The organism is Streptomyces cellostaticus, from assembly GCF_001513965.1.
Classification (GTDB): domain Bacteria; phylum Actinomycetota; class Actinomycetes; order Streptomycetales; family Streptomycetaceae; genus Streptomyces; species Streptomyces cellostaticus.
Genome location: NZ_KQ948035.1, coordinates 48749 through 71957 on the forward strand (window position 1 = coordinate 48749; position 23209 = coordinate 71957).

Here is a 23209-nt window from a genome sequence, read left to right on the forward strand (position 1 = left end):
CATGACCGAACTCCCCGACTTCGAAGCGCTGCAGAACAGTGTCAGGGCCGAGGACTTCGAGGAGGACCCGCTGCCCGGTTGGGCCGGCGTCGCGACGCTCTTCGGTGCCCCCACCGCTCCCGCCGACCGGGTGGACGTGGGAGAAGACGGCTGGGTCGTGTCCGGCGTTCCCTTCGACGCCACCGCCAGCTCCCGGCCGGGAGCCGCGGAAGGGCCCCGGGCCATCCGCCAGGCAAGCCTGGTCTTCTCCAGCTATCTGACCAGTCTGGGCCAGTGGCGGATGCTGGACACCCGCACCGGTCAGGCCTTCCGCTACCGCGCCCCCCAGGTCGCGGATGCCGGTGACCTGCACGTCTACCCGACGGACACCGTACGGACGTTCCAGGCCGTCGCGGCGGAAAGCCGCCGACTGAGCCAGTCCGCGCCGCGCCTGATCTTCCTCAACGGTGACCACTCGTGCACCTTCCCCTCGTTCGCCGGTTTCCGTGCCGGGCAGCTCGACCGCGGCGCAGGCCGCGTGGGGTTCATCAACATCGACCACCACTTCGACTTCGGCAACTGGAGCACGCTGCACGGGCCGCTCTACCACGGCTCCAACTCCCGCAGAATCAGCGAGATCCCCCAGATGCGTCCGGAGGACATGGCCTTCGTCGGCGTCGGCGACGTCACCAAGTACGACCAGTACCGAGGGCTGATCGACAGTGGCTTCCACATCGTGCCGGGCTCCCAGATCGTCAGGGACGGCGCCACCGCCGCTCTGCGCCCCCTCATCGAGGAACTCGGCTCGCGGTGCGACACGGTCTACGTCTCGCTCGACATCGACGTGCTCGACAGCGCCTCGGCTACCGGCACCGGCCATGTGACCATGGGCGGCATCAGCACCGGAGACCTCCTCGACGTCTACGAGGAGCTCCGCGCGCTTCCCGTCGGCGCCGTCGACGTGGCAGAGGTCGCCCCTCGCTATGACCCGTCCGGCAGCACCGCGCAGATCGCGTCACGCCTGCTCTTCGAGTTCCTCTTCCGCACCGAGTGCGTTCCCTCCGAGTTCGCGCCCTGGTCCGGCAGCACCTCCGACGAACCCCTGGAGCACCAGTGAAATTCACCCCTGCCGAGGCTCGGTTCGACTGCACCGGTCTCGTCTCCGGGCCTCAGGACCGGCGCGAGCAGGCGCTGGACGACCTGGCCACCGCGTCCGTCGACGTCATCCACCGGGTCGGCTTCGCGGTGTTCCGCATCGGCCGCCTGCGGCTGGGCGTCGAGGAGAGCCGCCGACTGTCGACAGCCCTGGCCGAACGGATCCGCGCAGCGCTGATCGCCCGTGGCGCCCCCGCAGAGATGCGGCTGGAGATCGACCGGCCGCAGCAGACGTACGTACCCGAGGGCTTCTCCACCCGGACCCTGCTGCCCCACCACGACGGACAGCACTGCTCGTACCTGACACCCAGTCTCCAGGACGCACCCGACTGGGACCCTGCCTGGCGGGAGTTCGGCAGCTCCGGCTACACCACCACTCCCGCGCACAAGATGTACCAGGGCATCTTCCTCCCCGACGTGGGAGAAGGACTGAGCGTCACGACGTACTACGACTGGCTCGGCATCATCGACGACGTGCTCGACCGGCGTGGCATCGAAGCCGGGGACGACCGCCGGGCCACGGCGGCACGCTGGATCGGCGACAACCTGCGCCGGGGGCTGGAGCGTCAGCCGGAGCACGGCTGCGCCTATCCGTCGTTCGGGGCCATGCTCGGACTGGAGGAACCCCTTTGGCACGGCCTGTCCTTCCACCACAGCGAGGCCGTGCTGACTAAGGAGGAACGGATCCGCTACCCCGCCGCCGTGCCGCTTGCCCAGTGCTGCGCCTGCGGGGAATGCGAGGGCGAGGCGGCACGTCTCTTCTGCCACCAAGTGCTCATGGCCACCGGCCTGACCTGGGCGCAGTTCCGGCGCCGATGGGAAGTACTCGCACCAGGTGAGCATTGCGACCTGTTGTTTGGCCACAACCTCACCATGCTCCACGGCGGCCTGGCCGGCGGCCCGGGGCGGATTATCGAACCACTATGCCTGGTCATGGACACCCCATCCGGCCCCGAGTACGAGCGATGGCTGGCCGCGTCCTGGCGGCGTTCCCTGCCCGGAGCGCATTGATGCGGGGGGCGTCCGCCACTCTCGCCACCCCGGTCGACCTGCACCTGCACACCCGGCACTCCGACGGGGACGAGACTCCGGCCGAGCTGGCCCGGCGCTGTATCGACGCGGGGCTGCGCGTGGCTGCCGTGACTGACCACAACACCGTGGCCGGCATCTCCGCGTTCGAGCAGGCCGTCGGCGGACGCCTCACCGTCGTACCGGCTTGCGAGGTCACCGCCACCTGGCGTGGCGAGGAGACCCACTGCCTGGCCTACTTCGTCGACCCCCATGACCTGCGGTTCCAGAAACGGATCGGTGGCGTCCACGACGCCGAACTGGCGTGGTGGCGCACCTGGACCGACCGTGCGCAGGCCACAGGAGTGCCGCTCACCTGGGACGATGTGGTGCTGCGCCTCGGCGGCCATCGTGTGGCCTATGTCGGCGACTATCTCGCCCTGCTGCTGGAGGCGGCGCACGGCGACCCGAGGTTCGCCGAGTACACGACTGAGACGTACGACGAGCTCGTGGCTGACTGGTGCCGTCCCGGTCGGCCGCTCCATGTGGAGCATCCTGAGAAGCCCGACGTGGTCGATGTCCTGTCATGGATCGAGGAGGCGGGCGGAGTCGCCGTCCTTGCCCACCCCAGCCAGTTCGTGACGGGCCTGAACGGTTCCGAGTGCGTGGCGCTGCTGGAGCCGCTGCGAGAAGCCGGACTGGCGGGGCTCGAAGTGTGGACGAGCTGGCACACGCCGGCTGATAGCGGCCACCTCGCCGATGTGTGCGACCTGCTCGGCCTCGTCGCGACCGCCGGGTCCGACTACCACGGGGTGCGGGTCAAGCCTTGGGCGCCGCTGCCCGGTCTGCTGCCCGCTCTCCCCGCGGATCCCCTGGCCGTCATCGACGCGCTGCACGACCGTCGTCCCGTCCGTACGAGTACCGAGGCAGGGCTGTGACCAGCGTAAACGACTCCCAGACCACCACGAGCCCCATCCCGGGTGGGGCATGGAGGCTTGTACCGATCGTCGTGCTCCGGCAGGCCGGCTTTCCGATGGAGGCGCTCACCCCCCTCGTGGACACCGCCTCCGTCGACGAGGCCCACGCTCTCCTGGAGAGCAGGAGCCGGCTGACTTCGCTGGCGCGGGACCTCAAGCCCGTGCTGCGGCAGCACCAGGTCCCCGGTTGTCCGCAGTTGGCGGCGCGCGTGGGCCAGCTACGGCCGCTGCCCGGCCGTGAACTGCGGCGTGCCACCACAGCACTTCCCGATGAGGCGGCGCGCACCCTGCAGACCTACCAGACGTCCGCAGAGGAGTTCGCCAGGGAACATGGGGCCTTTACCGCACGGCACCGCACCCGTCTGGACCGCGCAAGAACCGCCGTGGCCGAGGCATTCGGCGACGAGCGCCTGCGGCAAGTCCTGCTGCTGTCGAACGACGCTGCGTATCCGGAGTTTGCCGCATGGCTCGACACCTTCCAGGGGAACATGGGTCGGCACACGCGAAGAATGACCGATCTGCTCACGATGTACCTCCAGCGGGTGACGACGAAGAACGAGACCCACTCCCACTTCGGACCGTTCACCGTGGGCCGGGTCGGGGACGTGCCGGGCATCGCATGGACCTCGGAACGGGAGATGGAGCGCAGGGCGCTCTTCAGCCACTGGGCCGCGGAGAAGCTCGCCCAGAGCGCCGCGGCAGTCCCCGGCCTGTTCGATTTCGTATGTCCTCGCAGGCGCCCGCTGTCCTTCCTGCGCGACGGCCGTATCGACCTTTACGCGTTCACCACCCGGGACGGGCTGGACACCGACTGGAACTTCCAGCACCTCGGAGGCAGGCAGGTGGCAGCGCACGAGGCATGGCTGTGGCAGCGCTGCGACGGCGAACGAACGCTTCGCGAGCTGCGCTCGGAGTGGGACACCGAGCTCGGTTCCCACGCCCCCGTCCCCTTCGACCAGGTGCTGAAGGAGCTGGTCGCGCGCGAATGGGTGGTTGCCGAGTTCGAGATCCCCGTGGGCGACCATGAGCCCCTGGCCGCCCTGCGCCGACAACTGCTCTCCGCTCCACCGGAACAGGCCGCACCGATACTCTCGGCCATCGGTCACTTCGAGGAGGACCTGGCCCGCTTCGCGAAGCTGCCCCTCGCCGAGCGCCCGGCCGCGCTGACCGCGGCCAAAGCCAGGTTCGAGAAGCTGACGGGAACCGCCGCAAACCGCAACAGCGGCCTGCACTACGCCGACCGGAGCATCCTGTTCGAGGAGGCCCACGGCGAGCCGGCCGGCCTGACCATCGGCCCGGACATCGCCCGCTTCATCACGGACGAACTGTCCATCGTGTACGAGACCGTGCTCGCGCGTCCACGGCTGCGCATGCGGCGTGAGCTCGCCATTCTCACGCGATGGGTGGCGGAGCGCTTCGGCGCCGATGTCGAGGTCCCCCTGGACCGCCTCTACTCGGAGTTCTTCCGGGACCGGCACGCCCTTGAGGAGGAGTGCGCCACCGTTGAGGCCGAGCTGGCGGCGCTCGACCGGGTGATCACCGACGCGCTGCTGGGGGAGGGGGGTGTGGACCGGCCGGAGGTCGTCGTGGAACGGGACCGGATGCAGGCGATCCTTACCGCCCATCCCCGTACACCTGCGGCGGTCGTTGATCCGGACGTGCTGTTCGCTGCCACGAGCCGCCGAGCCTTGCGCGAGGGCCGGTTCACCGCAGTGATCGGAGACTGCCACGCCGTCCGGGAGGTCATCACCCACACCAGCTTCGGCCCCCTGATCCAGGAACGCGCCCCGGAGTTGCTGCCAGAGGTCTACGAGGGCTACCTGTCCCTGCTCGACGACGGCGAGGTCCTCGCCAACCTGTCACGGGGCCACCCGGACAAGTCGTCGACGCAGCTCGTCTACCCCTGCTACGACCTGGAGGTCTACGGCCGCTCCGGGCAGTCGCGCGACCGGGTGGTGCAGCCCTCCCAGCTGTACGTCGTGCTGCGTAACGGGCGGCTGGAACTGCGTGCCCGCGGTGTCGAGGGCAGGCTGCGCCTCATGGCGCCCCCGGCCGGCGGACCAAGCATCCGCCAGGACCCGCTCTCCCCGTTCGCCTTCCCGCGTCACTTCGGCGGGGCGGGACTGGACGCCCCCACCCTGGAGCACATCCCCCGTATCCGATGCGGCCGTGTCGTCCTGCAACGCGAGACCTGGCGGATCCCCGCCGCGCGCCTGCGTGGTGCGGCGGCTTTCGACGGCCCCGTGGGGCAGACGGGCGGGGAGGAGGCCGCGGAGTTCGTCGCGGCCTGCCGGCTGCACTCAGAGCTCGGCCTGCCCCGGCACGTCTTCGCCAAGGTCCCCGGTGAGCCGAAGCCGATCTACGTCGACTGGCAGGCTCCGCTCCTAGTACGGCAGTTGTGCCGACTGGCCGCACGGAAGGACGGCACGCTGGAGATCTCCGAAATGCTGCCCACGCCCAGCCAACGCTGGTTGAGCGTGCACGGTCATCGCTACACCAGCGAGCTGCGGTGCGCCGTGTTCTCACCGGGGGGCCCGAGGTGAGCGCACACACCACCTTTCGCTTCAGTTCCGGCTATCACCGGGTGATCGGTGCCGCGAGCGCGTCGGCGGTCGGCGACGGCATGCGTTTCGCCGCCCTTCCGCTGCTGTCCGCCGCGCTGCTGCACGACGCGTTCCAGGTGTCCGCGGTCACCGCGGCCACGACGGTGCCCTGGCTGCTGTTCGGCCTGCCGGCGGGAGCGTATGCCGACCGGTTCGAGCGCGGTCGCCTGATGGTCATCGCCGACCTACTGCGCGCCCTGACGCTGATCGTCACCGTAGTGCTGCTTGCCTGCGGCCGGCTGACGTTCTGGCCCCTGCTGACCGCAGCGTTCCTGCTGGGTGTCGGGGAGGTGCTGTTCGACTGCGCGTCCTTCGCGCTGCTGCCGAGCATCGTTCCCAAGGAGAAGCTGGAAGCGGCGAACGGCCGACTCTTCGCGGTCCAGACCGTGGGCCGCGATCTGCTGGGACATGTGCTCGGCGGTGTGCTCTTCGTGGTGGGCAGGGTGATTCCCCTCCTGCTCGACGCACTCTCCTTCCTGATGTCTGCAGCGTTGCTGACCCGCGTTCGCGGGCCGCAGCCCGAGCGGTCCACGGTCAGGCCGCGGCTCCTGACCGACATCCGCGAGGGCCTGGTCCACGTGCTGCGTGACCCTCTGCTGCGCGCCCTGACTCTCTCCGCGGGCGTCATCAACGCTGTGTACCTCGGGCAAATCGCCGTCTTCGTCATCCTGGTGCGCGACGTGCTTGGGCTCCCGGACGCCGCATACGGGGCACTGCTGGCCGCCGGAGCTGCCGGGGGCGTGGTCGGCAGCATGGTTGCAAGCCGTATGACCGGAGCGATAGGCCGGGTCCCTACCCTGATCGGAAACCTGGCCCTGATGGGTGTGGGAGGTCTGGCGGTAGCAGCAACCGACAGCGTGTACGTGGTCACCGTCGGATACTGCGCCGCTGGGTTCGGCCTCATGGTCTGGAACGTCGTGGCTGTCTCCCTGCGGCAGGAACTCATCCCGGATCGCCTCCTCGGCCGGGCAACGGGCGTGTATCGGTTGTTCGCCTGGGGGACGATGCCCCTCGGCGCGCTGATCTTCGGCTGGCTGAGCACGTCGGCGGGACCGCAGACGGCCTTCGCGGCCGGCGGCGCGGTCACACTGGTGATGTGCCTGCCCATCTCTTTCACCCTGCTGAAGGACAGCAGAATCACCGACGACCGCAAGACCCCCGAAGGTGCACATGATGAGTGAGCGATTCGCCGAGTTGGACAGCCTGGCCGAACGGTGGGGCTTGAGCGGCCTGGAACTGGTCGGCAAAGGTCTGGAATTCTCCGTCTACCGGGCGCAGGGGCGCGACGGGCAGCCCGTCGCACTACGTCTCGCGCACCGGCGATTCGACTCGAACGCCAATGACCCCCATGTGGACACCCGGGCCCTGCTCCTTCAGGAGTACGAGATCGCGAGGCATCTGACCGCCCATGGTCTGCCGGTCGCAGAGGCGAAGGAACTCGTCCTGGCGGACGAGCCGGCGTCCCCCGACGTACTGCTGTCCGCATATGTCCCCGACGACGGATCGGATCTCGACTCCTTCGCGCTCGGGCAGCTCCTCGCGCGGCTTCATCAGGTGCCGCCGCCGCGTCTGACGCCCGTCGCGTCGGAGGGATTGCCTACGGCGAGTGCGATCACCGCACGTATCGGGCGCCGTTGGGCCGAGATCGGCCACCTTGTCGACGACTGGCCAGAACCGCCGGACGCGTCCCTCGTCACCGGACATCTCACCAGCCTCACCGGGGCCAGCCTCCTGCACCTCGATGTCCGCAGCGACAACATCCGACGACAGCAGGGGCAGACCGTCGCCCTGCTGGATTGGTCGAACGCCCTGCTCGGGTCTCCCTCGGTGGAGTTCGGGCGCCTTGTCGAGTACGCCCGGTATCCGGAGAACGAGCTCGATGTGGAAGCGATCCGCAGCGGATACGCGAGGACTGCAACGGTTCCGCCCGACAGCGATCCGTGCTTGATGGTGTGCCGACTGGACGCCGCACTGATGCTGGCTCTCGTCTTCCTTTCCGAGGCGCCCGACCCGAGCCGCGGACCCGCGGCAGCCGACCACGCACGAGAACTCGCGCTCAGGGTGATCGCACGTCACGCGTAAACACTCATTTCACTTCGAACCTCTTGGAGTAGCCATGGTGAACCTCACCCGTATCTACACGAAGACGGGAGACGACGGCACGACCGCCCTCGGTGACATGAGCAGAACGAGCAAGCTGGACAAGAGACTTGCGGCCTACGCCGACGTGGATGAGGCGAACTCCACGATCGGCGTGGCCATCGCGGCAGGAGACCTCTCCAACGAGATCGCCACTCTTCTGGTGCGGATCCAGAACGACTTGTTCGACGTAGGCGCGGACCTCTGTACGCCCCTGTCGGAACCCGGGGGCGACACGGCCTCGCTTCGCGTGGAGGACTCGTACATAGAGTTTCTAGAAGAGCAGTGCGACCGGTTCAACGAGGGTCTTGAAAAGCTGCGCAGCTTCATTCTCCCTGGTGGAACTCCCGGTGCCGCCTTCCTCCATCAGGCCCGAACCGTGGCGCGCCGTGCCGAGCGCGCGACCTGGGCCGCTCTGGAAGAGCATGGGGAAACCATGAACAGCAACACGGTGAAGTATCTGAACCGGCTCTCCGACCTGCTCTTCATCCTCGCCCGGCAGGCCAACGTCGCCCGAGGGGACGTCCTTTGGCAGCCGGGCGCCAACCGGTAGGAAACGTGTTGGTCTGGCAGGAAAGACGGAGCGGCCTTCCTACCGCGAAGTGGAAGAGCTTGTCGAGACATCCCGCGAATGCCTCCGAGTGCGCTTGCCCACAGGCCAGTCGTCACTGACAGCGTTCCTCAACGGCTTCGAGATCCACGTGGGACGCCGCAAGTAGGTACTGAGAGCGCGGTCGGCATCGCGCAGATGCTGGGCGAGCGGCGTCAGACGCTTTCGCGCTTCATGTGGGTCGGAGGCTTGGAGGAGCTGTACGGCGATGTCCAGAACGGCACCAGCGGCCAGGGGGTCCGTGGGCGGCGCGGTGTAGGGCTTGGACGTCTTCTTCTTGCCCGCAGTGTTGAGCAGTGGCTCGGCCTGCGCGATGCGGGAGGTGTACTCCGTGTCGAGGGCGGTGGCCAGGCACGGTGTGCTGGCGTACTCGCGGGCGACGGGCCAGGTTCGGAAGACCATGGCGACCGTGGCGCGCAGGTCGGCGAAGTAGTGGGCGGCGGTGACCAGTGCGCCCTGGTCGAGCCATTCCCGGGCCGGGAAGAGCGCGGCGACTCGTTCCGGGCCCCAGAATCCCCGCTCGACCTCGGCCGTGTCGTGCAGCAGCGGCTGCTGGATGGTGACGGGGATGCCCAACGCGACGGCGCGGGCCCGCTGCTCGGGGCCGGCCAGGCCGCCGTGTTCCATGACGAGGGTGCCCGCGGGCAGGCCGGGATTGTTCCTCAGCACGCGCTCATAGACATCGAGGAGGATACGCACGGCACGGTCGCCGTAGGCGTGGGTGCCGACCCTCCAACCGCGGCGGACCACCGCTTCGACGGCCTCGACCAGTGCGTCGGGCTCCCAGGTCAGCGTGCCGGAGAAGGCATGGTCGCAGGCGTAGGGCTCCTCGGTGGCTCCCGCCTCCAGCCCCCCGTCGAGACCGAACTTCACCCCCCACACCCGTAGCCACGGATCGGCGCAGTAGCGCCAGTCCTCCATGGCATCGAGCAGGTCCTCCACCTCGGCCGCGCTGGACAGGCCGATCGCCGAGATCAGCGCGCGCACCCGGGTGCTGAGCGCGCCTGCCTCGCGGGCGGCCAGCAGGACGGCGTAGTCGTCGAGGGAGACCGCGCAGTCGCGGACGGTGCCGATCCCCGTGGCGGCATACCGACCACTGGCCAGCCGAAGCCCGTCGATGCGCCGAGCCCGACCCTCCGCGGGGACGAGCCGCTCCACCAGGCCCAGCGCGTTGTCGATCAGCCGGCCGTTGAGCCGGCCGTCGGCGTCGCGGCCGATCACGCCGCCGGCCGGGACCGGTGTGTCCTCGGTGATGCCCCGCCAGACGCAGTGCGTAGGTGTTGACGACGTCGTTGTGGCCCGCCGCGCTTGACCAGGACCGGGTGGCGGTCGGTGGCCTGGTCGAGTTCGGCGGCGGCGGTGGGCATGCGACGCTCCGCCAGGTTGAGTTCCTGCCAGTTGGTGGTCGTGCGGATCCACCGGCCCTCGGGCGTCGTGGCGGCCCGGTGCCGGATCAGGTCCAGGAACTCGCCGATGGTGCGAGCCCGGTGCACCGGGACGTCATGCGCGCTGTGGCCGGCGAAGATCAGATGGGTGTGGGTGTCGTCGAACGCGGGCAGGACCGTGGCCCTGGGCAGGTCCAGGACCCGGGTGCGGGCGGTCACCCAGGCATCGAGGCCTTTCGGGTCCGATGACAACGCGGCGATGCGATCGCCCCGCACCGCCAAGGCCCGCTGCGGGTCCTGGCCGGACACCAGCGTGTGCACCGCGGCAGCCCTGATCAACAGATCGGCACCGTGATCAGTCATGGTCTTCTCCCGCATCGTCTCGACGCTCTCCTACGCAGCGGGCAGCGGGGCCGGGACAACCGGAACACGACGGCAGCCCACAGGCCGCCCGCTCCGCCCACCAGTCGGTTGTACGGGTCTTCGCAGATCACCGCACATTCAGCGGCTGTTCACACAGGAAACCTGACACGGATGCGACCTATGATGCCGATCATGCGACAGTCACTCGACGAGACCAGCCGCCGGATCGTGGCCGTTCTCCTCGCCTCGCCCCGCGCGTCCTGGCGTGAGGTCGGTCGCGTCCTGGGACTTTCGGAGCGCACCGTCGTACGCCGCGCCGCTCCTCTGTACGCCGACGGCACTCTGCGCGCCACCGTCGTCCGCAACCCCGTGTACTTCCCGGACCTGGTTCCCATCGCCCTGCGCATCCGTTGCCGCCCCAACAAGATCCGTGAGGTGGCCGGCGCCCTCGCGCGCCGCGACGACACCATCTGGGTCGACATCCTCGGCGGAGGCGACGAGATCTCCGCCGTCTTCTTCCTCGACGGTCCCGACGCCTGCAACACCCTCCTACTGCGTGACCTGCCCGCCACCGACGCCGTGCACTCCTGGACCGCCCACACCCTGCTGCGTGTCTTCCCCACCGCGTTCCGCTGGACCGCCGGCCTGCTCTCCTCTGAGGAAACGGCCCGCCTCGCCCCAGCACCACGTGTCGCACGACCCGCACCGCTCGACATCGACGGCGCGCTGATCGCGTCCCTCACCGAGGACGGCCGTACCACCTACACCGAACTCGCCCGCCGTGCCGGCACCACGGCACTCACCGCCCGCCGACGGCTCGACGCACTGGTGAGCGGCCAGGTCGTTCGCCTCGCCACCGAGGTGGACCTCGCGCTGCTCGGCGTACACGCCGAGGCTCTGCTGTGGATCACCGTGCAGCCCGGCGCGCTGGAGGAGACCGCCGAGACCCTCGCCGTCCATCCGCAGGTTCGTTTCACGGCCGCAACGACCGGCCCCGCCAACCTCCTGGTAGCCGTTGCGGCAACCGACCTGGACGCCCTCTATGCCTTCCTCGTCACCACGATCGGCCCGCTGAGCGGGATCACCGCCATCGACACCACCCCGCTCCTGGCAACGGCCAAACGCACCGGCCTCACACGCCGCTCTCATCGACGGACAGCAGGTCGCGGCAGGTCGCAGGCGTGCGCGGACGATCTGGGGAGTGATCCCGCGGGCGCGTAAGGGGCCGCGCGGGCGGTTGTGATCGTAGCCTTCGTACGCCGTGGAGCATGCAGGAGCGTCCACGCCGTAAGGCTCTTGGCCCCCGCGTGGCCCGCCGTCCCGGGACCGGCGGGCCGACGCCTTGGAGGGCGCCGACGCGGGGTAAGGGGAACGTACGCTTCCGCAAGCCAAAACGGAACCCCCATTTCCTCTTGACCCCTCGACGTGCACACACGCACCCTGAACCCCACGCGCCGCAAGGGAGCAGAGCATGAGCCGAGCCACTGACACACACCGCGTGGTGGAGTACTGGACGGACAAGAACACCCACGTGATCTTTCCCGTCGAACGATGCGAAGAAGTCGACCGCATGAGCGACGCGCAGCTGATCTTGGAGTACGGGGACCCCGAAGACGGGGCTGTCGCGCGCATCGTCCATTAGCCCGTGTGGGCGTCGGAGCCCTGCCCGTCGCCCACACGGTGCCGCGGCTAGCGCAGGTCGATGACCGTGCGCAGCTTGCCGCTGGTGGCGGTGCGCTCGAACGTCTCCCTGCGCACGGTCTCCACGGCGAAGGCCAGCAGGCCCTCCGCCTCGGCCGAGGCCAGCTCCGTCACCTCGGCGACGAGGCCCTCCCGCGCGGCCTCGGGGTCGCTCGCGTACTGCTCGTCGAGCCGGACCGTCAGCACTTCCCGGTCGGAGCCGGACGCCACCAGCAACTGCATCTCACCGTGGTAGCCGAGGCGTTCCTGCACGGCCCGCAGGATGCGCCGGTAGTTGACGAAGTACGTGCCGACGCGCACGACGTCGCCGTAGCGCCCGAGCAGTTCCAGCCGCGGCACGTGGCTGCCGCACGGGCACGCGCCCTCCACCGTGCGACCCAGGTCACCGATCTCGTAGCGGTCCAGCCGCTGCCCGGCACGAGTACGGGAGGTGAACACCAGCCGTCCCGGTTCGCCCGGTACGACCGGCCGGTCCGTGTGCGGATCGAGGATCTCCAGGGTGTGCAGGTCGGTCAGCACATGGTGGACCGACCCCTCGCAGGCCGTGCACTGGTAGCCCAGTGGCCCCAGGTCGGTGCTGCCGTAGGCGGCGGAACGGATGACCTCGACGCCGAACTCCTCGGTCAGCACCCGGCGTTGCTCGGCGGTGAAGTGTTCTCCGCCGTAGAACACCTTCCTGATCCCGCCGTAGGCACGCAGCCGGTCCGCCTCGGCGTGGAACAGCTGCCACAGGTAGGACGGCATACCGAAGAGGGTGTCCGCCCGATAGGTGACCAGCGCCTCGGCGGTCATGGCGTGGTCGGGACCTGCGGCCATCGGGATCTGGGTGGCGTTCAGGCGCTCCAGAATGGAGAAGAAACTGATGAAGCTTCCGTACATCCCGCCGCAGTAGAACAGGTTGGCCGCCCGGTCACGGGCCGGGTCGAAGCCGGCGGCGAGCAGTCCGTCGGCTGCGGCGCACATCTGGTTGTCGTAGTCGTCGCAGGTGAACACCGACAGGGCGGGCGTGCCCGTGGAACCCCCGCTGCGGAAGTACAGGTGGGCGTGGCGTGGGTCCAGCGAGGCCAGAGCGCGCTGCACGCCCTCCTTGCCGAGCAGCGGTGCCTGTGGAGCCGGGGGCAGGACCGGGGGCGCCACCAGGTCGTCCAGACAGGCGACGGAGCGGAACTCCTCGCCGGGCGCGCGCACGCTCACCCGACGGCTGTAACGCTGCAACGCGTAGACACCGTCGTGCGGTTCGCCCTCGTAGCCTTCCAGCATGGAGCCGACCGGGGTGACCCGGGTGACCCCCGCGGCGAAGAGGGCGCGTGACAGCTCGGCCACGTCCGCCCGGCTGCCGCCGACGGCAGCGGTCTGCAGATAGCGGCGCATCGGTCGCAGTGTCGCCGTGACCGTGTGCCGGGGGAGCGGCTTCACCCAGACGCTGCGGTGCAGCGGGGAGGCGTCGAGCGCCGGCCGGGTGTCCGCCATCACCCGCCAGGAACCGTCGTCGGCGGCGAACACGCGGGTGAGACCGAGGTGTTGTTCGAGCCGGGCAAGCTGCTGCACGGTGGTGATCTCCGCCTGCTCGGCCGGTCCGGGCAGCGGCGCGCGCCGGGCGTCGGACACCTTCGCCAGCCGCTCGGCGAACCGCCCGGCGAACGCGAAGACCTCCCCGGCGTCCGGAGTGTCGAGATACACCACCTGCGGGCTGGAGCAGGCCTGCTGTTCGAAGCGGCACACATCCTCGGCGAGCGCGTCGAGGATGCTGTCGTCGCCCCACGCTTGCCGGGTCAGGTAGGCGAAGGAGATCCGATGCCCCCACTCGACCACCCGGCAGCCGGGCGGTGCGAGTTCGCTCACCGCGCGTACGGCGTCCTCACCGCCCCAGGCGGCGATCGCATCGGCCTGCCCGCACAGCGCCTGGAGCCAGTCCTGGCGCGATGACGGGAAGCGGAGGGCCACCACGCGCTCGGAGATCAGCCCGGTCGGGTCGGCGTCCCCGAGCGCGGCGAGCAGGCCCTGGGCGAGTGCGGTGTCGGAGCTGCTGGTCTTCAGCACGTTGACGTTGCCTGCCAGCAGGCCCTCGACGACACTCAGCGGAGCCACGGCCGCGGCGTTGCCGGGCGCGATGTGCACCAGCAGGCCTACGGGCGCCCAGGACTCGTACACCGTCTCGCGGCCGTCCGGCCGGGTCAGCCGCTCCGGCCGCAGCCCGCCCAGCTCCCGGCGCAGTTTGCGTTCCAGTGCCTGCCAGGTGAGTGCGCCGGCCAGTTCGGCCAAGGTGGCCGCGGCCTCGGCGGCGGTCAGCTGCCCGGCCAGTCGGCCGTACAGGGCGGAGCCGGGATCGGCCAGGTCACGGCTGACCGCGGCGCAGGCGCCGAGCACCACGTCGGTGGGCAGCGGACGCGCCAGGACCCGCGCGGTCAGCTCCGCCAGCCCGGCGAGCCGTCGGCCGGCCTCGGTGTCGTCGATGAACTCGCCCTGCCAGAGGTGGAGTGCGGAGGTGGTCACGACATTCCCTTCATCAGTTCCGCGGCGGCGACCGCGCAACTGCGGTTGCGGCTCACCCCGGCACGGCCGTGCACGGTGAACCAGTCGGTGGACAGCGGGCAGGGGCAGTCCTCGCCCGGGTGCAGCGAGGCGAGGTCACCCATCACGACGCTCTGCGCCGGAACGGAGGTGATGTACGGGCTGACCAGGTGAAGAAAGCCACGCTCTCCGTACGGCAGCGGGCGCAGCGTCCCCGTGTCGCGGATCGCGGCGCGTGACCACACGGGCACGTGCAGCCGGTGGTGTGCGCACTCGACGTACGGCACGCAGTGCTCGACGGAGCCGAAGGTGTCCCGGACACGGTCGCCCGGGATGCCGAGGCGTTCGGTGATGTCGGCGTAGAACGCGTCCTTGCCGATCTGCCGGTCGGCGTGGGCCTTCCAGCCGCCTCCGAGCACCACCAGGGATCCCTCGGGCAGCCGTAGCGGCGGCAGACCCATCGCCCTCATCCGTTCCAGGGTGAAGTGCAGGAAGGCCGGGAAGCCCAGGATGCGCACCGGCACGTCGTCCTCCGCGTAGCGCTGGAGCGCCGCGATGCAGCCGTGCACGTCGAACTCGTGGCCGGAGCCGGTGTGCCGCAGCGCGTGCGTGGTGTGCCGGGCCGGGGCGAAGTCGCACAGGTAGTTGTCGGTGAACGACGTGCCCAGCTTCAGTGACGGCGCGGGCTCGTAGCTGTAGAGCAGGTAGTTGACCGGCTGGTCGGGGGTGATCCAGCCGTAGTGGTCGAAGATCCGGGCCACCATGCGCTGCGCCGAGCGGATCGTCCACTCGTCGAAGAACATCTGCGACTTCTGTCCCGTGGTGCCCGAGGACGTCAGATGCAGGAACACCTCGTCGCGGGGGACCGAGAGCACCTCGTGGCGTTTGAAGAAGGCGGCGGGCACGAGCGGGGTGCGCACGCCTTCGCCGACCGTGGGCGCGGGAGCCTCGGGCGGATCCTGGAGCAGGGCGGCGAAGAACGGGGAGCGGCGGGCGTGCCAGGCGTTGGACTCGGCCATCGCCGCGGCGAACAGCGCGTCGGCGCCGACCGCGTAGGGCTCCGCCAGGTCGCACAGCCGCTGCACGTGAGCGAGCGCCGCCGGGTCGGGGACCTCGACCGGAGCGAGATGGGGGTTCATCGGGACACCTCGTGAAGGGGCAGGTAGGTGGCGGTCCAGGCGCTCAGGTAGGCGCCGAGGTACGGCTGCAGCAAGGGGCTGACGGCCGTCGTCCGGAAGTCGATCTGGCGACTGGTGCGGGACAGCACCACGTAGTCGTGGAAGCGGTCGTGAATACGGCGCATCGCCGGATAGACCGCGCTCGGCACGAACCCTGAGGCGAGGAAGACCTCCAGCGCCTCGGTGTCGGCCAGGGGGAGCAGCGTCTCGGCGTAGTCCGCGCCGGCCCGGGTGACCATGGTCATCAGCGCCTCCAGCGCGCCGGCCACCGCGGCCGGGCGCGGATGAACGGCGACCAGGGCGCAGCTGCCCGCCACCGGGTCGAGGTCGGCGTACGCCTCGAAGCCACCGTCGGCCGCCACCAGGAGCGCGTTCGGCGTGTGCAGCGGGAAGAAGCGGTCGCCCGCGTCGGGGAAACGCTCCAGGAAGCGGCGCCGGACGAAGGCCGGGGCGGCGATCAACTCGATGGGAGCGGCACCGGAGAGGGAGCGTGCTGCTCCGCGATCCGGGACGAGTCCCGTACCGGCGTAGTCGATGCCAATGCCGGCGGACGCGGCGGACAGCAGCGCCGACAGGCGTTCGGGCACGCGCTCGACGGGGGCCCGGCGATCCAGCACGCCCTCGGCGTAGCGGGCGAAGAGCGCGAGGCTCTCGCACCCCTCGACCTCCACCGCGTTGGGCATCAGACCGAGCGGCCGGAAACCGTTGCGTACGACGACGTGCTGGGGGCCCTCGGTGACGACACGGACGGTGGCGTACACCGAGTCGAGGCGGCCGGTGCCGAACGCCTCATCGCAGACGGCGCCGGTCAGCCGGGAGGCCAGTCCGCCGCCGCGGTGGCCGGGATGTACGGCGAGACCGACGAGCTTGCCGATGCGGCTGCCCGGATCGGTCTGCACGACGGCGGAGCCGACGAGGTCGCCGCGGTGCGTGCGGGCGGTGAGCCAGTGCGCGGTGCCGTCGGTGATCAGCCGGCGCATCACGGCCGGGTCACTGCCGAGCGGTACCGGATAGCCGTGCCCGTACACCTCGAAGTACAACTGCCGCAGTTCCGCGATGTCCTGGACCGCGGCGGGGGAGACGACGACACTCACGATGTCTCTCCCGCCCGTGCGAGGGGCTGCGCGGCGGACGCCTGCGACCCGTCTGCGTCCGCCCGACCGCCGAGCCACCACAGCGCCAGCGCGACCGGCACGAGACCTGCGCCCTGCACCAGGCAGAGCGTGCGGGCCGTCAGATGGTCACCCAATGCGCCGAAGACGAGTGAGGCCACGGGGAACGTGGCACCGAGCAGCGCCTGCATGACCGCGAAGAACTCCGGCTTGTCGTCGGCGGGCACCAGCCGCTGGAACAGCGCGACGAACCGGACGCCGATCACGCCGACGCACCAGCCGACGACGCACAGCGCACCGAACGCAACGGCGTGCCCGGCGACCAGCCCCGGCATCGCGAGAGCCCCGGCCATCACGGTCAGACACACGCTGCCCACGGCGACCGGGCGCCCCGGAACGCGGGCACCGGTGAAGGACCCGACGAGCGTGCCCGCGCCGAGCGCCGCCTCCAGCGAGGCCACGGTGGAGCCGGTGGAGTGCAGCACACCCCGCGTGTAGAGCGGCATCACGACGTAGACAGCGGTGGTGAAGACGTTGGCGGCGGCGAAGCAGACCAGTACCCGGCGGATGAACGGCAGTCCGGCCAGGACCTGGCGCAGCGACCGCGCTGCGGGCGCCGTGCCGCTCGCCGGTCCGTGTGCCCGCGTCGTGGCGTGCGGAAAGCGTGCCGAGAGGACCAGCAGGGCGGCGAACAGGTAGGCGACCGCGCAGGCGGCGACGACGCCCGGGAGTCCGCCTGTGTCGACCGCGAGTGGGCCGAGCAGTCCTCCGCCGAGCCCGGCGACCGACTGGGTGGACAGCTCGAATCCGGTGGCCGCTTCGATGTCGGCGTCCTCGACGAGCTCCGGCACCGACGTCGTCAGGCACGGGTCGAAGAGCGCCTGACAGGCTGCCAGCGCCAGCCCCACTGCGTAGATCGCGGCCATCGGCAGCGCCCCGGCCTGCGCCAGGACGGCCGCCGCCGTGGCCGCCGCGCCGGCTACGGCCGCCGCGCCGGCCAGTACCGTCCGGTGGGCGTGACGTGCGACGACGCGCGCAATCACGGGGGCGAGCGCGACCGCGGGCAGCGTACTGACCATGAGGAACAGGCCCGAGTCGAGCCCGCGGTGTCGGCCGCCCGCGAACCCGACCAGCCACCAGACCGCGCCGACCTGGAACATCCTGCTCGCAGCCTGGGTGAGGAGCTGACCGGCCCAGACCCGGCCGAACGACCGGTTGCGCAGCACGAGGGGCAGACGGCGTGCGCGTGACCCCAGCGCGTTCATGAGTGCGGCCGTTCGTCGACGACACGGATGAGCTTGCCCGAACGGGAGTTGACGGCCAGGTCCTGGTGCCGCACCCATTGGACGGTGAGCGGATTGACGTGACCGGCGGCGGTCGCGCTCCGATAGAGCGGGCGTTGCGCCAGGACCGCGGCGGCGACGGCATCTGCCAACGCGGCGTTCCCGTCCCCGGGTTCAGCCGTCGCGAGCCGCAGCACCAAGCCGTCCCGGCCGTTGCTGCGACGCACCACGAGTTGCAGCCCCGTCACCTCACCGGCCGTGTCGGCAGCCATGACGATGTCGTGGACGTCCTGGGTGTAGAGGGAGACGGGACCGACCCGCACGCCCTCCTCGGCGCGGCCCAGGATGCGGAAGACACCGGCGTCCCGGTCCACCCACTCGGCCCGGTCACCGGCCGGATATCGGAGCACCGGCATGAGCCGTCTGCGCAGGTCGGTGACGACCAGCCGCCCCGGAACACCGTCGCCGGTGACGGGCTGGTCGGTCTCGTCGTCGAGGATCTCGACCACCGTGTACGGGGTGAACACGCGGTGCACACGCGGGTCACCGCCGGGTACCGCCTCCCCGAGCAGCCCGGCGTCCACGCTCGCGTAGCCGAGGGACCGCACCTGCGCCTTCGGGAACGCGCCCTCAAGCAGCGGGAGTTGGTCGCCGAAGAGGCATTCACCGCCGAAGAACAGCAGCTCCACGTCCGGGAGCGACCGGCCGGCGGAGGTGAGGCGCTCGGCGAGGGAGCACAGGGTGGTGGGCGTTCCGGCGACGACCTGGACCTGGAATTCCTCCAGGGTGGCCGCGGTGGATTCCCAGGGCGCCGCACCGCCGATGGGGAGGCGGACGTTGGCCACCGGGGAACGGTGCAGCGAGTCCAGGACGAAGCTGAAACTGGCGTACAGGTCACCCGCGTAGAACAGGTCGGCGACCCGGTGGCCCGGCCGCAGCCCGGCATGGGCAAGGCCGGCGCCGAACGCCGTGGTGAACTCCCGCCATTCCCTGCGCGTGTAGTACGAGAACTTCGGGGATCCGGTGGTGCCACCGCTGCGGAAGACGACCGCCTCGTGGAGCGGGGCGGTCAGCAGTCTGTTGTCGCGGGGCGAGTTGGCCCGCCAGAAGTCGGCCTGCGGCACCACCGGAAGCTCCGTGAGGCGTGCCACCTGACTGGGAAGGTGAGCGTAGAGCTCACGGTAGAAAGGCGAGTTGTGGCGCGCGAAGCGTATGAGCTCCGCGAGTGGTTGAACCGGCATCAATTCCTGCTCGAAGGCGTGAACCGTCGGAATGGAAAAGGCCGACGGCGGTACGACGAGTGGGGCCGCTCCGGAACGGAGGAAGGCCTTGTCGTTGAGATGTGAATCAACGGTGCACCGCGATGATCGGGGCGCCCGGAGCAGAAGGATATCTCAATATTCGGGACGGGCTTGCGCTAACTGGCCATGTGAGCAGGGGGCTTCGGTGCGCGAGGGGACGGGCTGTGGCTGCTTTTGGTTCCCTCGGAACCGGAGACGACTGTCACATGAAAACCCTTTCTATAAGGAATTGTTGAGTGTTCCGCAAGTGGCCTTTATGGAATGAGAGCCGAGGACAATCTCGAGGCTTGGCCGAGAGGAGGATGAGGGGAGGCGGTTCATGTGACTGTCAGCTGCCGCGAGATCGTCTGATTCTGACCGGCGGTGGAGCGGCCTTCCTCGAAAACGCCGGCGCTGTTCTTGGCCCGCTCCGGCACTGGCGGGTGGTGAGAGCACCAGGCTGCCGGGGCATGCGGCTGGGGCGAACCGCCTAGGTTCGATGGGGAATTGACGAGAGTCAGTGCAGAGATCGGAGACCCATGTCCACAAACAGCGCCGCGCTTACGATCGCCGAGCGCTTCCTCACCTCGTTCCAAGCCCGAGACTGGGAGACGCTGCGTGACCTGCTGGCCGATGACATCACGTGGACCATGCCGGGAACCGGCGCTGTCTCCGGCACCATCCACGGCGCCGACGCGGTCGTGGACCGGGCGCGGCACATCGCGGGCCAGGGGCTGTACACCGAGCTGCTGCATGTACTCGTCGGGGCACACGGCGCCGCCCTCTCGCTCCACAACACGGCAACCGCCCCCGACGGCCGCAGGCTCGACGAGTACCTCGCGACCGTGCTGACCATGCGCCACGGCCGCATCACCGCCATCGACAGCTACCTGTCGGACGTCGACGGCATGAGCTCCTTCTTCACCGCGCCCTGACCGGTCAGCTGATCAAGCTTGGTGGAACCCGTGGCCGAGGGCCGCTTGGCCACCTCCAGCACCTTGCGCGATGAAGGCGGCTCGCCGCACGGCTTCCTTGCGGCTGCTTCCGGCTGCAGCTCCAGCGATTCGGGGAGGCTATCTGACGGTGTCCGGGGAAGGCGGCCTGCTCTGAGGGGTGGCGCGTCGGGAGGCTGCTGGGTCCTGCTGGGGAATCTGGCCGGTGGCCAGCGCGGTGCTCAGATCGGCTCTGCCGTCGATGGCGAGCTTGCGGTAGACGTGCGTGAGGTGGAACTCCACGGTCCGCCGGCTGACGAACAGCGTGGTGGCGATGGCCTGGTTGTCCATGCCGCCGGCGGCAAGGGCAGCGATGCGCTGTTCGCGTTCGGTGAGGGCTTTCACACCCGACTGACGCTTACGGCGGGGGCGCGCTCCGGTGGCCAGCAGCGCGTGGTAGGCGCGCTCCGACAGAGGCGCGGCGCCCGAGGCGTCCGCGAGGTCGAGCGCCTGGCGCAGCACTGTCCGTGCCTCTGTGCCCCGGTCGGTGGCGTGAAGTGCTTCGCCGAGGTCGGTGAGCGTCCGGGCAAGGTCGTGCCGGGCGGGTGTGGCCTGGAGCAGTGCGGCGGCTTCGGACAGGGTGGTCACGGCCGCGGGGCCGGTCTGCAGGCGGCCGATGGTGCGCAGGCTGGTGGCGATCGTGCGGGGGCTGCCCCAGCGCCGTGTGAGCACGAGCTCGGCTTCGGCCAGGTTCATGGCGGTTTCGTCGTCGCCGAGGCGCTGGTGGACAAGTGCTGCGTGGGAGCGCCAGGGTACGAGAGCAGGGTTGTCGTAACCGCCGTTGTGCATCTGCCGTGCGCAGGCGTCGAGTTCCCTCAAGGCCGTGTGATGTCGGTTGTGGGTGTGGTGGGTTCGAGCCCGGGCGGCGTAGAGAACCGCCCAGCTCCAGTGGTTGCCGGCGGGGCCTTGGTGGGAGGTGCGACAGAGATGCTCTGCTTGTTCGGTCTCGCCCAGGTCGATCAGGGCGTTGATGACCTGAGCGGTGACGTAAGGCTGGTACCGCTGCCCGGGAGGTGCCAGGGCGAGGGCCTGCCGACTGAGGGTCAGGGCCGAGGCCAGGTCGCCCATGCGGTGGGCGATTTTGGCGCGCATGGCCATGAAGAGGGACCGCAAGGGGGCCGGCTGGTCGTGCATGTCGTCGCCCAAGAGCTGGTCGCAGCAGTGCGCGGCGTCGGTGAGGCGGTCGGCGTGCAGCAGCGCGGTCGCCGCGAACGCGGCCGTGAGGGCGGGTTCCTCCCTCGGCTCGCGGCGGGCCAGCGCCCGGTCGGCGAAACCGGCGGCGGTGCTGGCGCACTGTCCGGTCAGGGTGGTCTTGAGGGCGAGGGCGGCCAGCAGCAGGCGCTGTCCGGGGCTTGAGCCGGCCACGTTGTCGGCTATGTTGGCGTGGGCGACCCAAGCGTCAGCCATGTGCGGAGTCTCCTCCAGGAGCACCAGGATGCCCTGGGCCCACAGGCGGTAAAGCGTCTCGCGGTCGTCCTCGCCGATCCGGCCGGCGAGCTTGTCCAGCAGGGCTACGGCTTCCTTGGCGCGCCCGGTGCGTGCCAGCGCCTCGGCCAGGTGAGGCACCAGTGCAGCATGCACGCCGATGTCCTCCTCCCCCTCAAGGGCCGTGCGCAGGTGGCCGACGGCCGAGCCGGGGGCGAGCTGGACCTCGGTGATGCCCAGCAGAGTGAGGAGCTCCGGGCGGTAGCTGTCCGCCGGAGGCTCCGCCAGGGCCCGGCGCAGGTATGCGCGCGCAGCGGGCGGATCGGGGCGCTCGCCGGCGACGCGGGCTGCCTCGTGCAACACCTGCACCCGCCAGTGCCGGCCATCCGGGGTGGTGCGCAGAAGCAGGTCTGCGATCTCCGTGGGACCGGCACCGAGATCGCGCAGTGCCTCGGCTGCCCGGGAGCGCAGCTTGTCGAGTGTGTGCTCGTCGGCCTGCGCGGTGAGCGCCTGCGTGATGACCGCGTTGGTCGGCTGCCAGGGCGGACCGGCGGGCAGCAGTCCGGCGTCCTCCAGGGCGGTGACTGCCTGTTCCGCGGCCGGCAGATCGATCCCGGCCGTGTGGGCCAGCAGGGGCAGGTCGGCAACGCGGTCGAGGGCGGTGACCGCGGTGGCAGCGGCGGCCACCGCGGGAGCGTGACGGTTCAACAAGAGCGGCAAGGCTCGCAGCAGGGCGCGATCGCAGACGCCGGCCGCTTGCCTCTGGGTGATCTGCGAGGGCGGGGTGCCGGTGCGGGCGAGGGCCTCGGCCACGGCGTCGAGCAGCGCGGGGTTGCCCCCGGCGGCCCTGTGGCACAGTGCCGCGGTCTCTTCCCCGAGGGCCTGGCCGAGCCGGTCGGCCAGGTAGTGCGCGGTGCCCTGCCCGGACAGCGGCCGCGGGCGCAGGCGGGGGAATTCCGGACAGGCCACCAGCTCGGCCGTGAGCACACCGTCGGGGGCGCCGGAAGCGGTCCGGGTGGCCACGGCCAGGGCGATGCAGACGCCGTGCAAGCGGCGTGCCAGGTAGGCCAGCCATTGCTGAGAGAGATCATCGGCGTGCTGGGCGTCGTCCACCAGCAGTGCCAGGGGAGCGCGGCGGGACAGCCGCAGTAGGGTCAGGTAGAGGTCATGGAACCGGTCGACGGGCGGGGTACCGCCCTCGTGCCCTGTGGGCGGCGGCACGGCTTGATTCCCGTCCAGCAGGCTGTGGTCCTCGTCGCTCAGGTGCGGATCGAGCAACTGCCGTACAGCCGCCCACGGTACCCGGGCCTCCCGGGGGCAGCAGCGGGCCCGCAGCACCCGCGCCTCCTGCATCCGGGCCAGTGCGGCGGCCTCCGCCAGAAGCGTGCTCTTCCCGGTGCCCGCGGGCGCTTCGATCAGTACGGCCGTGCCGTTCCCTTCGAAGCCCTGGCCGAGGACGAAATCAAGGGCCCGCAGCTCCGCGGTGCGTTCCACGAGAGGCGTCATGG

General features: G+C 70.2%; 18 protein-coding genes. 10 read left to right on the plus strand and 8 right to left on the minus strand.

Translation table 11 applies throughout. The features are described from left to right. Position 1: 1 nt before the first annotated feature. The 7 genes from AQI88_RS30915 (at position 2) to AQI88_RS30945 (ending at position 8414) form a co-directional block, all read left to right on the plus strand. Positions 2 to 1096 (plus strand): arginase family protein, encoded by a 1095-nt coding sequence (locus tag AQI88_RS30915; protein WP_067005441.1) that lies wholly within the window; start codon positions 2 to 4, stop codon positions 1094 to 1096. Continuing rightward, positions 1093 to 2145: a hypothetical protein gene (locus AQI88_RS30920; RefSeq protein ID WP_067005443.1), complete on the plus strand. Its 1053-nt coding sequence runs from the start codon at positions 1093 to 1095 to the stop codon at positions 2143 to 2145. Before AQI88_RS30915 ends, AQI88_RS30920 begins: the two co-directional genes overlap by 4 nt. Further along, complete coding sequence (locus AQI88_RS30925) at positions 2145 to 3080, plus strand: PHP domain-containing protein (RefSeq protein ID WP_067005445.1); 936 nt, start codon at positions 2145 to 2147, stop codon at positions 3078 to 3080. Before AQI88_RS30920 ends, AQI88_RS30925 begins: the two co-directional genes overlap by 1 nt. A 71-nt stretch (positions 3081 to 3151) precedes the next feature. Further along, positions 3152 to 5662 carry a lantibiotic dehydratase gene (locus AQI88_RS30930; RefSeq protein WP_067005447.1) on the plus strand — a complete coding sequence of 837 codons (2511 nt, stop codon included), beginning with the start codon at positions 3152 to 3154 and terminating at the stop codon, positions 5660 to 5662. After that, positions 5659 to 6903 (plus strand): MFS transporter, encoded by a 1245-nt coding sequence (locus tag AQI88_RS30935; RefSeq protein WP_159050443.1) that lies wholly within the window; start codon positions 5659 to 5661, stop codon positions 6901 to 6903. Before AQI88_RS30930 ends, AQI88_RS30935 begins: the two co-directional genes overlap by 4 nt. Beyond that, entirely contained in the window at positions 6896 to 7804 is a 909-nt protein-coding gene (locus tag AQI88_RS30940) for a phosphotransferase family protein (protein ID WP_067005451.1), read from the plus strand. The genes AQI88_RS30935 and AQI88_RS30940 overlap by 8 nt, the downstream gene beginning before the upstream one ends. Positions 7805 to 7838: 34 nt before the next feature. Beyond that, the gene (locus tag AQI88_RS30945) at positions 7839 to 8414 is read left to right on the plus strand and encodes a cob(I)yrinic acid a,c-diamide adenosyltransferase (protein WP_067005453.1); all 576 of its coding nucleotides are present in this window, start codon (positions 7839 to 7841) and stop codon (positions 8412 to 8414) included. A gap of 39 nt (positions 8415 to 8453) precedes the next feature. Here AQI88_RS30945 and AQI88_RS47150 read toward each other — a convergent pair whose 3' ends face one another. Both AQI88_RS47150 and AQI88_RS48605 read right to left on the minus strand, forming a co-directional pair. Continuing rightward, on the minus strand, positions 8454 to 9692 hold the full coding sequence (locus tag AQI88_RS47150; protein ID WP_279616583.1) for an amidohydrolase family protein: 1239 nt from the start codon (positions 9690 to 9692) through the stop codon (positions 8454 to 8456). After that, on the minus strand, positions 9689 to 10219 hold the full coding sequence (locus AQI88_RS48605) for an amidohydrolase family protein (RefSeq protein ID WP_167357490.1): 531 nt from the start codon (positions 10217 to 10219) through the stop codon (positions 9689 to 9691). Before AQI88_RS48605 ends, AQI88_RS47150 begins: the two co-directional genes overlap by 4 nt. A 192-nt stretch (positions 10220 to 10411) precedes the next feature. Here AQI88_RS48605 and AQI88_RS30955 point away from each other — a divergent pair, with 192 nt between their 5' ends. Together AQI88_RS30955 and AQI88_RS46160 are read left to right on the plus strand one after the other, a co-directional pair. Beyond that, positions 10412 to 11440, plus strand: coding sequence for an Lrp/AsnC family transcriptional regulator (locus AQI88_RS30955; RefSeq protein ID WP_079057930.1), 1029 nt, complete (start codon positions 10412 to 10414; stop codon positions 11438 to 11440). A 250-nt stretch (positions 11441 to 11690) separates the two neighbouring features. Next, positions 11691 to 11861, plus strand: coding sequence for a hypothetical protein (locus AQI88_RS46160; protein WP_159050444.1), 171 nt, complete (start codon positions 11691 to 11693; stop codon positions 11859 to 11861). A 47-nt stretch (positions 11862 to 11908) separates the two neighbouring features. On the opposite strand, the gene AQI88_RS30960 is transcribed toward AQI88_RS46160, so the two are convergent. Genes AQI88_RS30960 through AQI88_RS30980 form a run of 5 tightly spaced genes read right to left on the minus strand, consistent with a single transcriptional unit; the run spans position 11909 to position 19245 of the window. Next, on the minus strand, positions 11909 to 14413 hold the full coding sequence (locus AQI88_RS30960; RefSeq protein WP_107118713.1) for an acyl-CoA reductase: 2505 nt from the start codon (positions 14411 to 14413) through the stop codon (positions 11909 to 11911). Then, complete coding sequence (locus AQI88_RS30965) at positions 14410 to 15570, minus strand: LuxE/PaaK family acyltransferase (RefSeq protein ID WP_067005455.1); 1161 nt, start codon at positions 15568 to 15570, stop codon at positions 14410 to 14412. The genes AQI88_RS30960 and AQI88_RS30965 overlap by 4 nt, the downstream gene beginning before the upstream one ends. Then, complete coding sequence (locus AQI88_RS30970) at positions 15567 to 16703, minus strand: GNAT family N-acetyltransferase (RefSeq protein ID WP_067005457.1); 1137 nt, start codon at positions 16701 to 16703, stop codon at positions 15567 to 15569. Before AQI88_RS30970 ends, AQI88_RS30965 begins: the two co-directional genes overlap by 4 nt. Next, positions 16700 to 17986 carry an MFS transporter gene (locus AQI88_RS30975; protein ID WP_107118714.1) on the minus strand — a complete coding sequence of 429 codons (1287 nt, stop codon included), beginning with the start codon at positions 17984 to 17986 and terminating at the stop codon, positions 16700 to 16702. The genes AQI88_RS30970 and AQI88_RS30975 overlap by 4 nt, the downstream gene beginning before the upstream one ends. Continuing rightward, positions 17983 to 19245, minus strand: a complete 1263-nt coding sequence (locus AQI88_RS30980; protein ID WP_067005459.1) for a phenylacetate--CoA ligase family protein — start codon at positions 19243 to 19245, stop codon at positions 17983 to 17985. The genes AQI88_RS30975 and AQI88_RS30980 overlap by 4 nt, the downstream gene beginning before the upstream one ends. A gap of 578 nt (positions 19246 to 19823) precedes the next feature. Here AQI88_RS30980 and AQI88_RS30985 point away from each other — a divergent pair. Beyond that, on the plus strand, positions 19824 to 20219 hold the full coding sequence (locus tag AQI88_RS30985) for a nuclear transport factor 2 family protein (protein ID WP_067005461.1): 396 nt from the start codon (positions 19824 to 19826) through the stop codon (positions 20217 to 20219). Between the two features lie 138 nt (positions 20220 to 20357). Here AQI88_RS30985 and AQI88_RS30990 read toward each other — a convergent pair whose 3' ends face one another. Further along, on the minus strand, positions 20358 to 23207 hold the full coding sequence (locus AQI88_RS30990; RefSeq protein WP_067005464.1) for an AAA family ATPase: 2850 nt from the start codon (positions 23205 to 23207) through the stop codon (positions 20358 to 20360). Positions 23208 to 23209 lie beyond the last annotated feature (2 nt).

Coding starts and splice junctions, on each gene's coding strand:
- AQI88_RS30915 (WP_067005441.1), top strand. CDS start 2: ATGACCGAACTCCCCGACTTCGAAGCGCTGCAGAACAGTGTCAGGGCC.
- AQI88_RS30925 (WP_067005445.1), top strand. CDS start 2,145: ATGCGGGGGGCGTCCGCCACTCTCGCCACCCCGGTCGACCTGCACCTG.
- AQI88_RS30940 (WP_067005451.1), top strand. CDS start 6,896: ATGAGTGAGCGATTCGCCGAGTTGGACAGCCTGGCCGAACGGTGGGGC.
- AQI88_RS30945 (WP_067005453.1), top strand. CDS start 7,839: ATGGTGAACCTCACCCGTATCTACACGAAGACGGGAGACGACGGCACG.
- AQI88_RS48605 (WP_167357490.1), bottom strand. CDS start 10,219: ATGACTGATCACGGTGCCGATCTGTTGATCAGGGCTGCCGCGGTGCAC.
- AQI88_RS30955 (WP_079057930.1), top strand. CDS start 10,412: ATGCGACAGTCACTCGACGAGACCAGCCGCCGGATCGTGGCCGTTCTC.
- AQI88_RS46160 (WP_159050444.1), top strand. CDS start 11,691: ATGAGCCGAGCCACTGACACACACCGCGTGGTGGAGTACTGGACGGAC.
- AQI88_RS30965 (WP_067005455.1), bottom strand. CDS start 15,570: ATGAACCCCCATCTCGCTCCGGTCGAGGTCCCCGACCCGGCGGCGCTC.
- AQI88_RS30975 (WP_107118714.1), bottom strand. CDS start 17,986: ATGAACGCGCTGGGGTCACGCGCACGCCGTCTGCCCCTCGTGCTGCGC.
- AQI88_RS30980 (WP_067005459.1), bottom strand. CDS start 19,245: ATGCCGGTTCAACCACTCGCGGAGCTCATACGCTTCGCGCGCCACAAC.
- AQI88_RS30985 (WP_067005461.1), top strand. CDS start 19,824: ATGTCCACAAACAGCGCCGCGCTTACGATCGCCGAGCGCTTCCTCACC.
- AQI88_RS30990 (WP_067005464.1), bottom strand. CDS start 23,207: ATGACGCCTCTCGTGGAACGCACCGCGGAGCTGCGGGCCCTTGATTTC.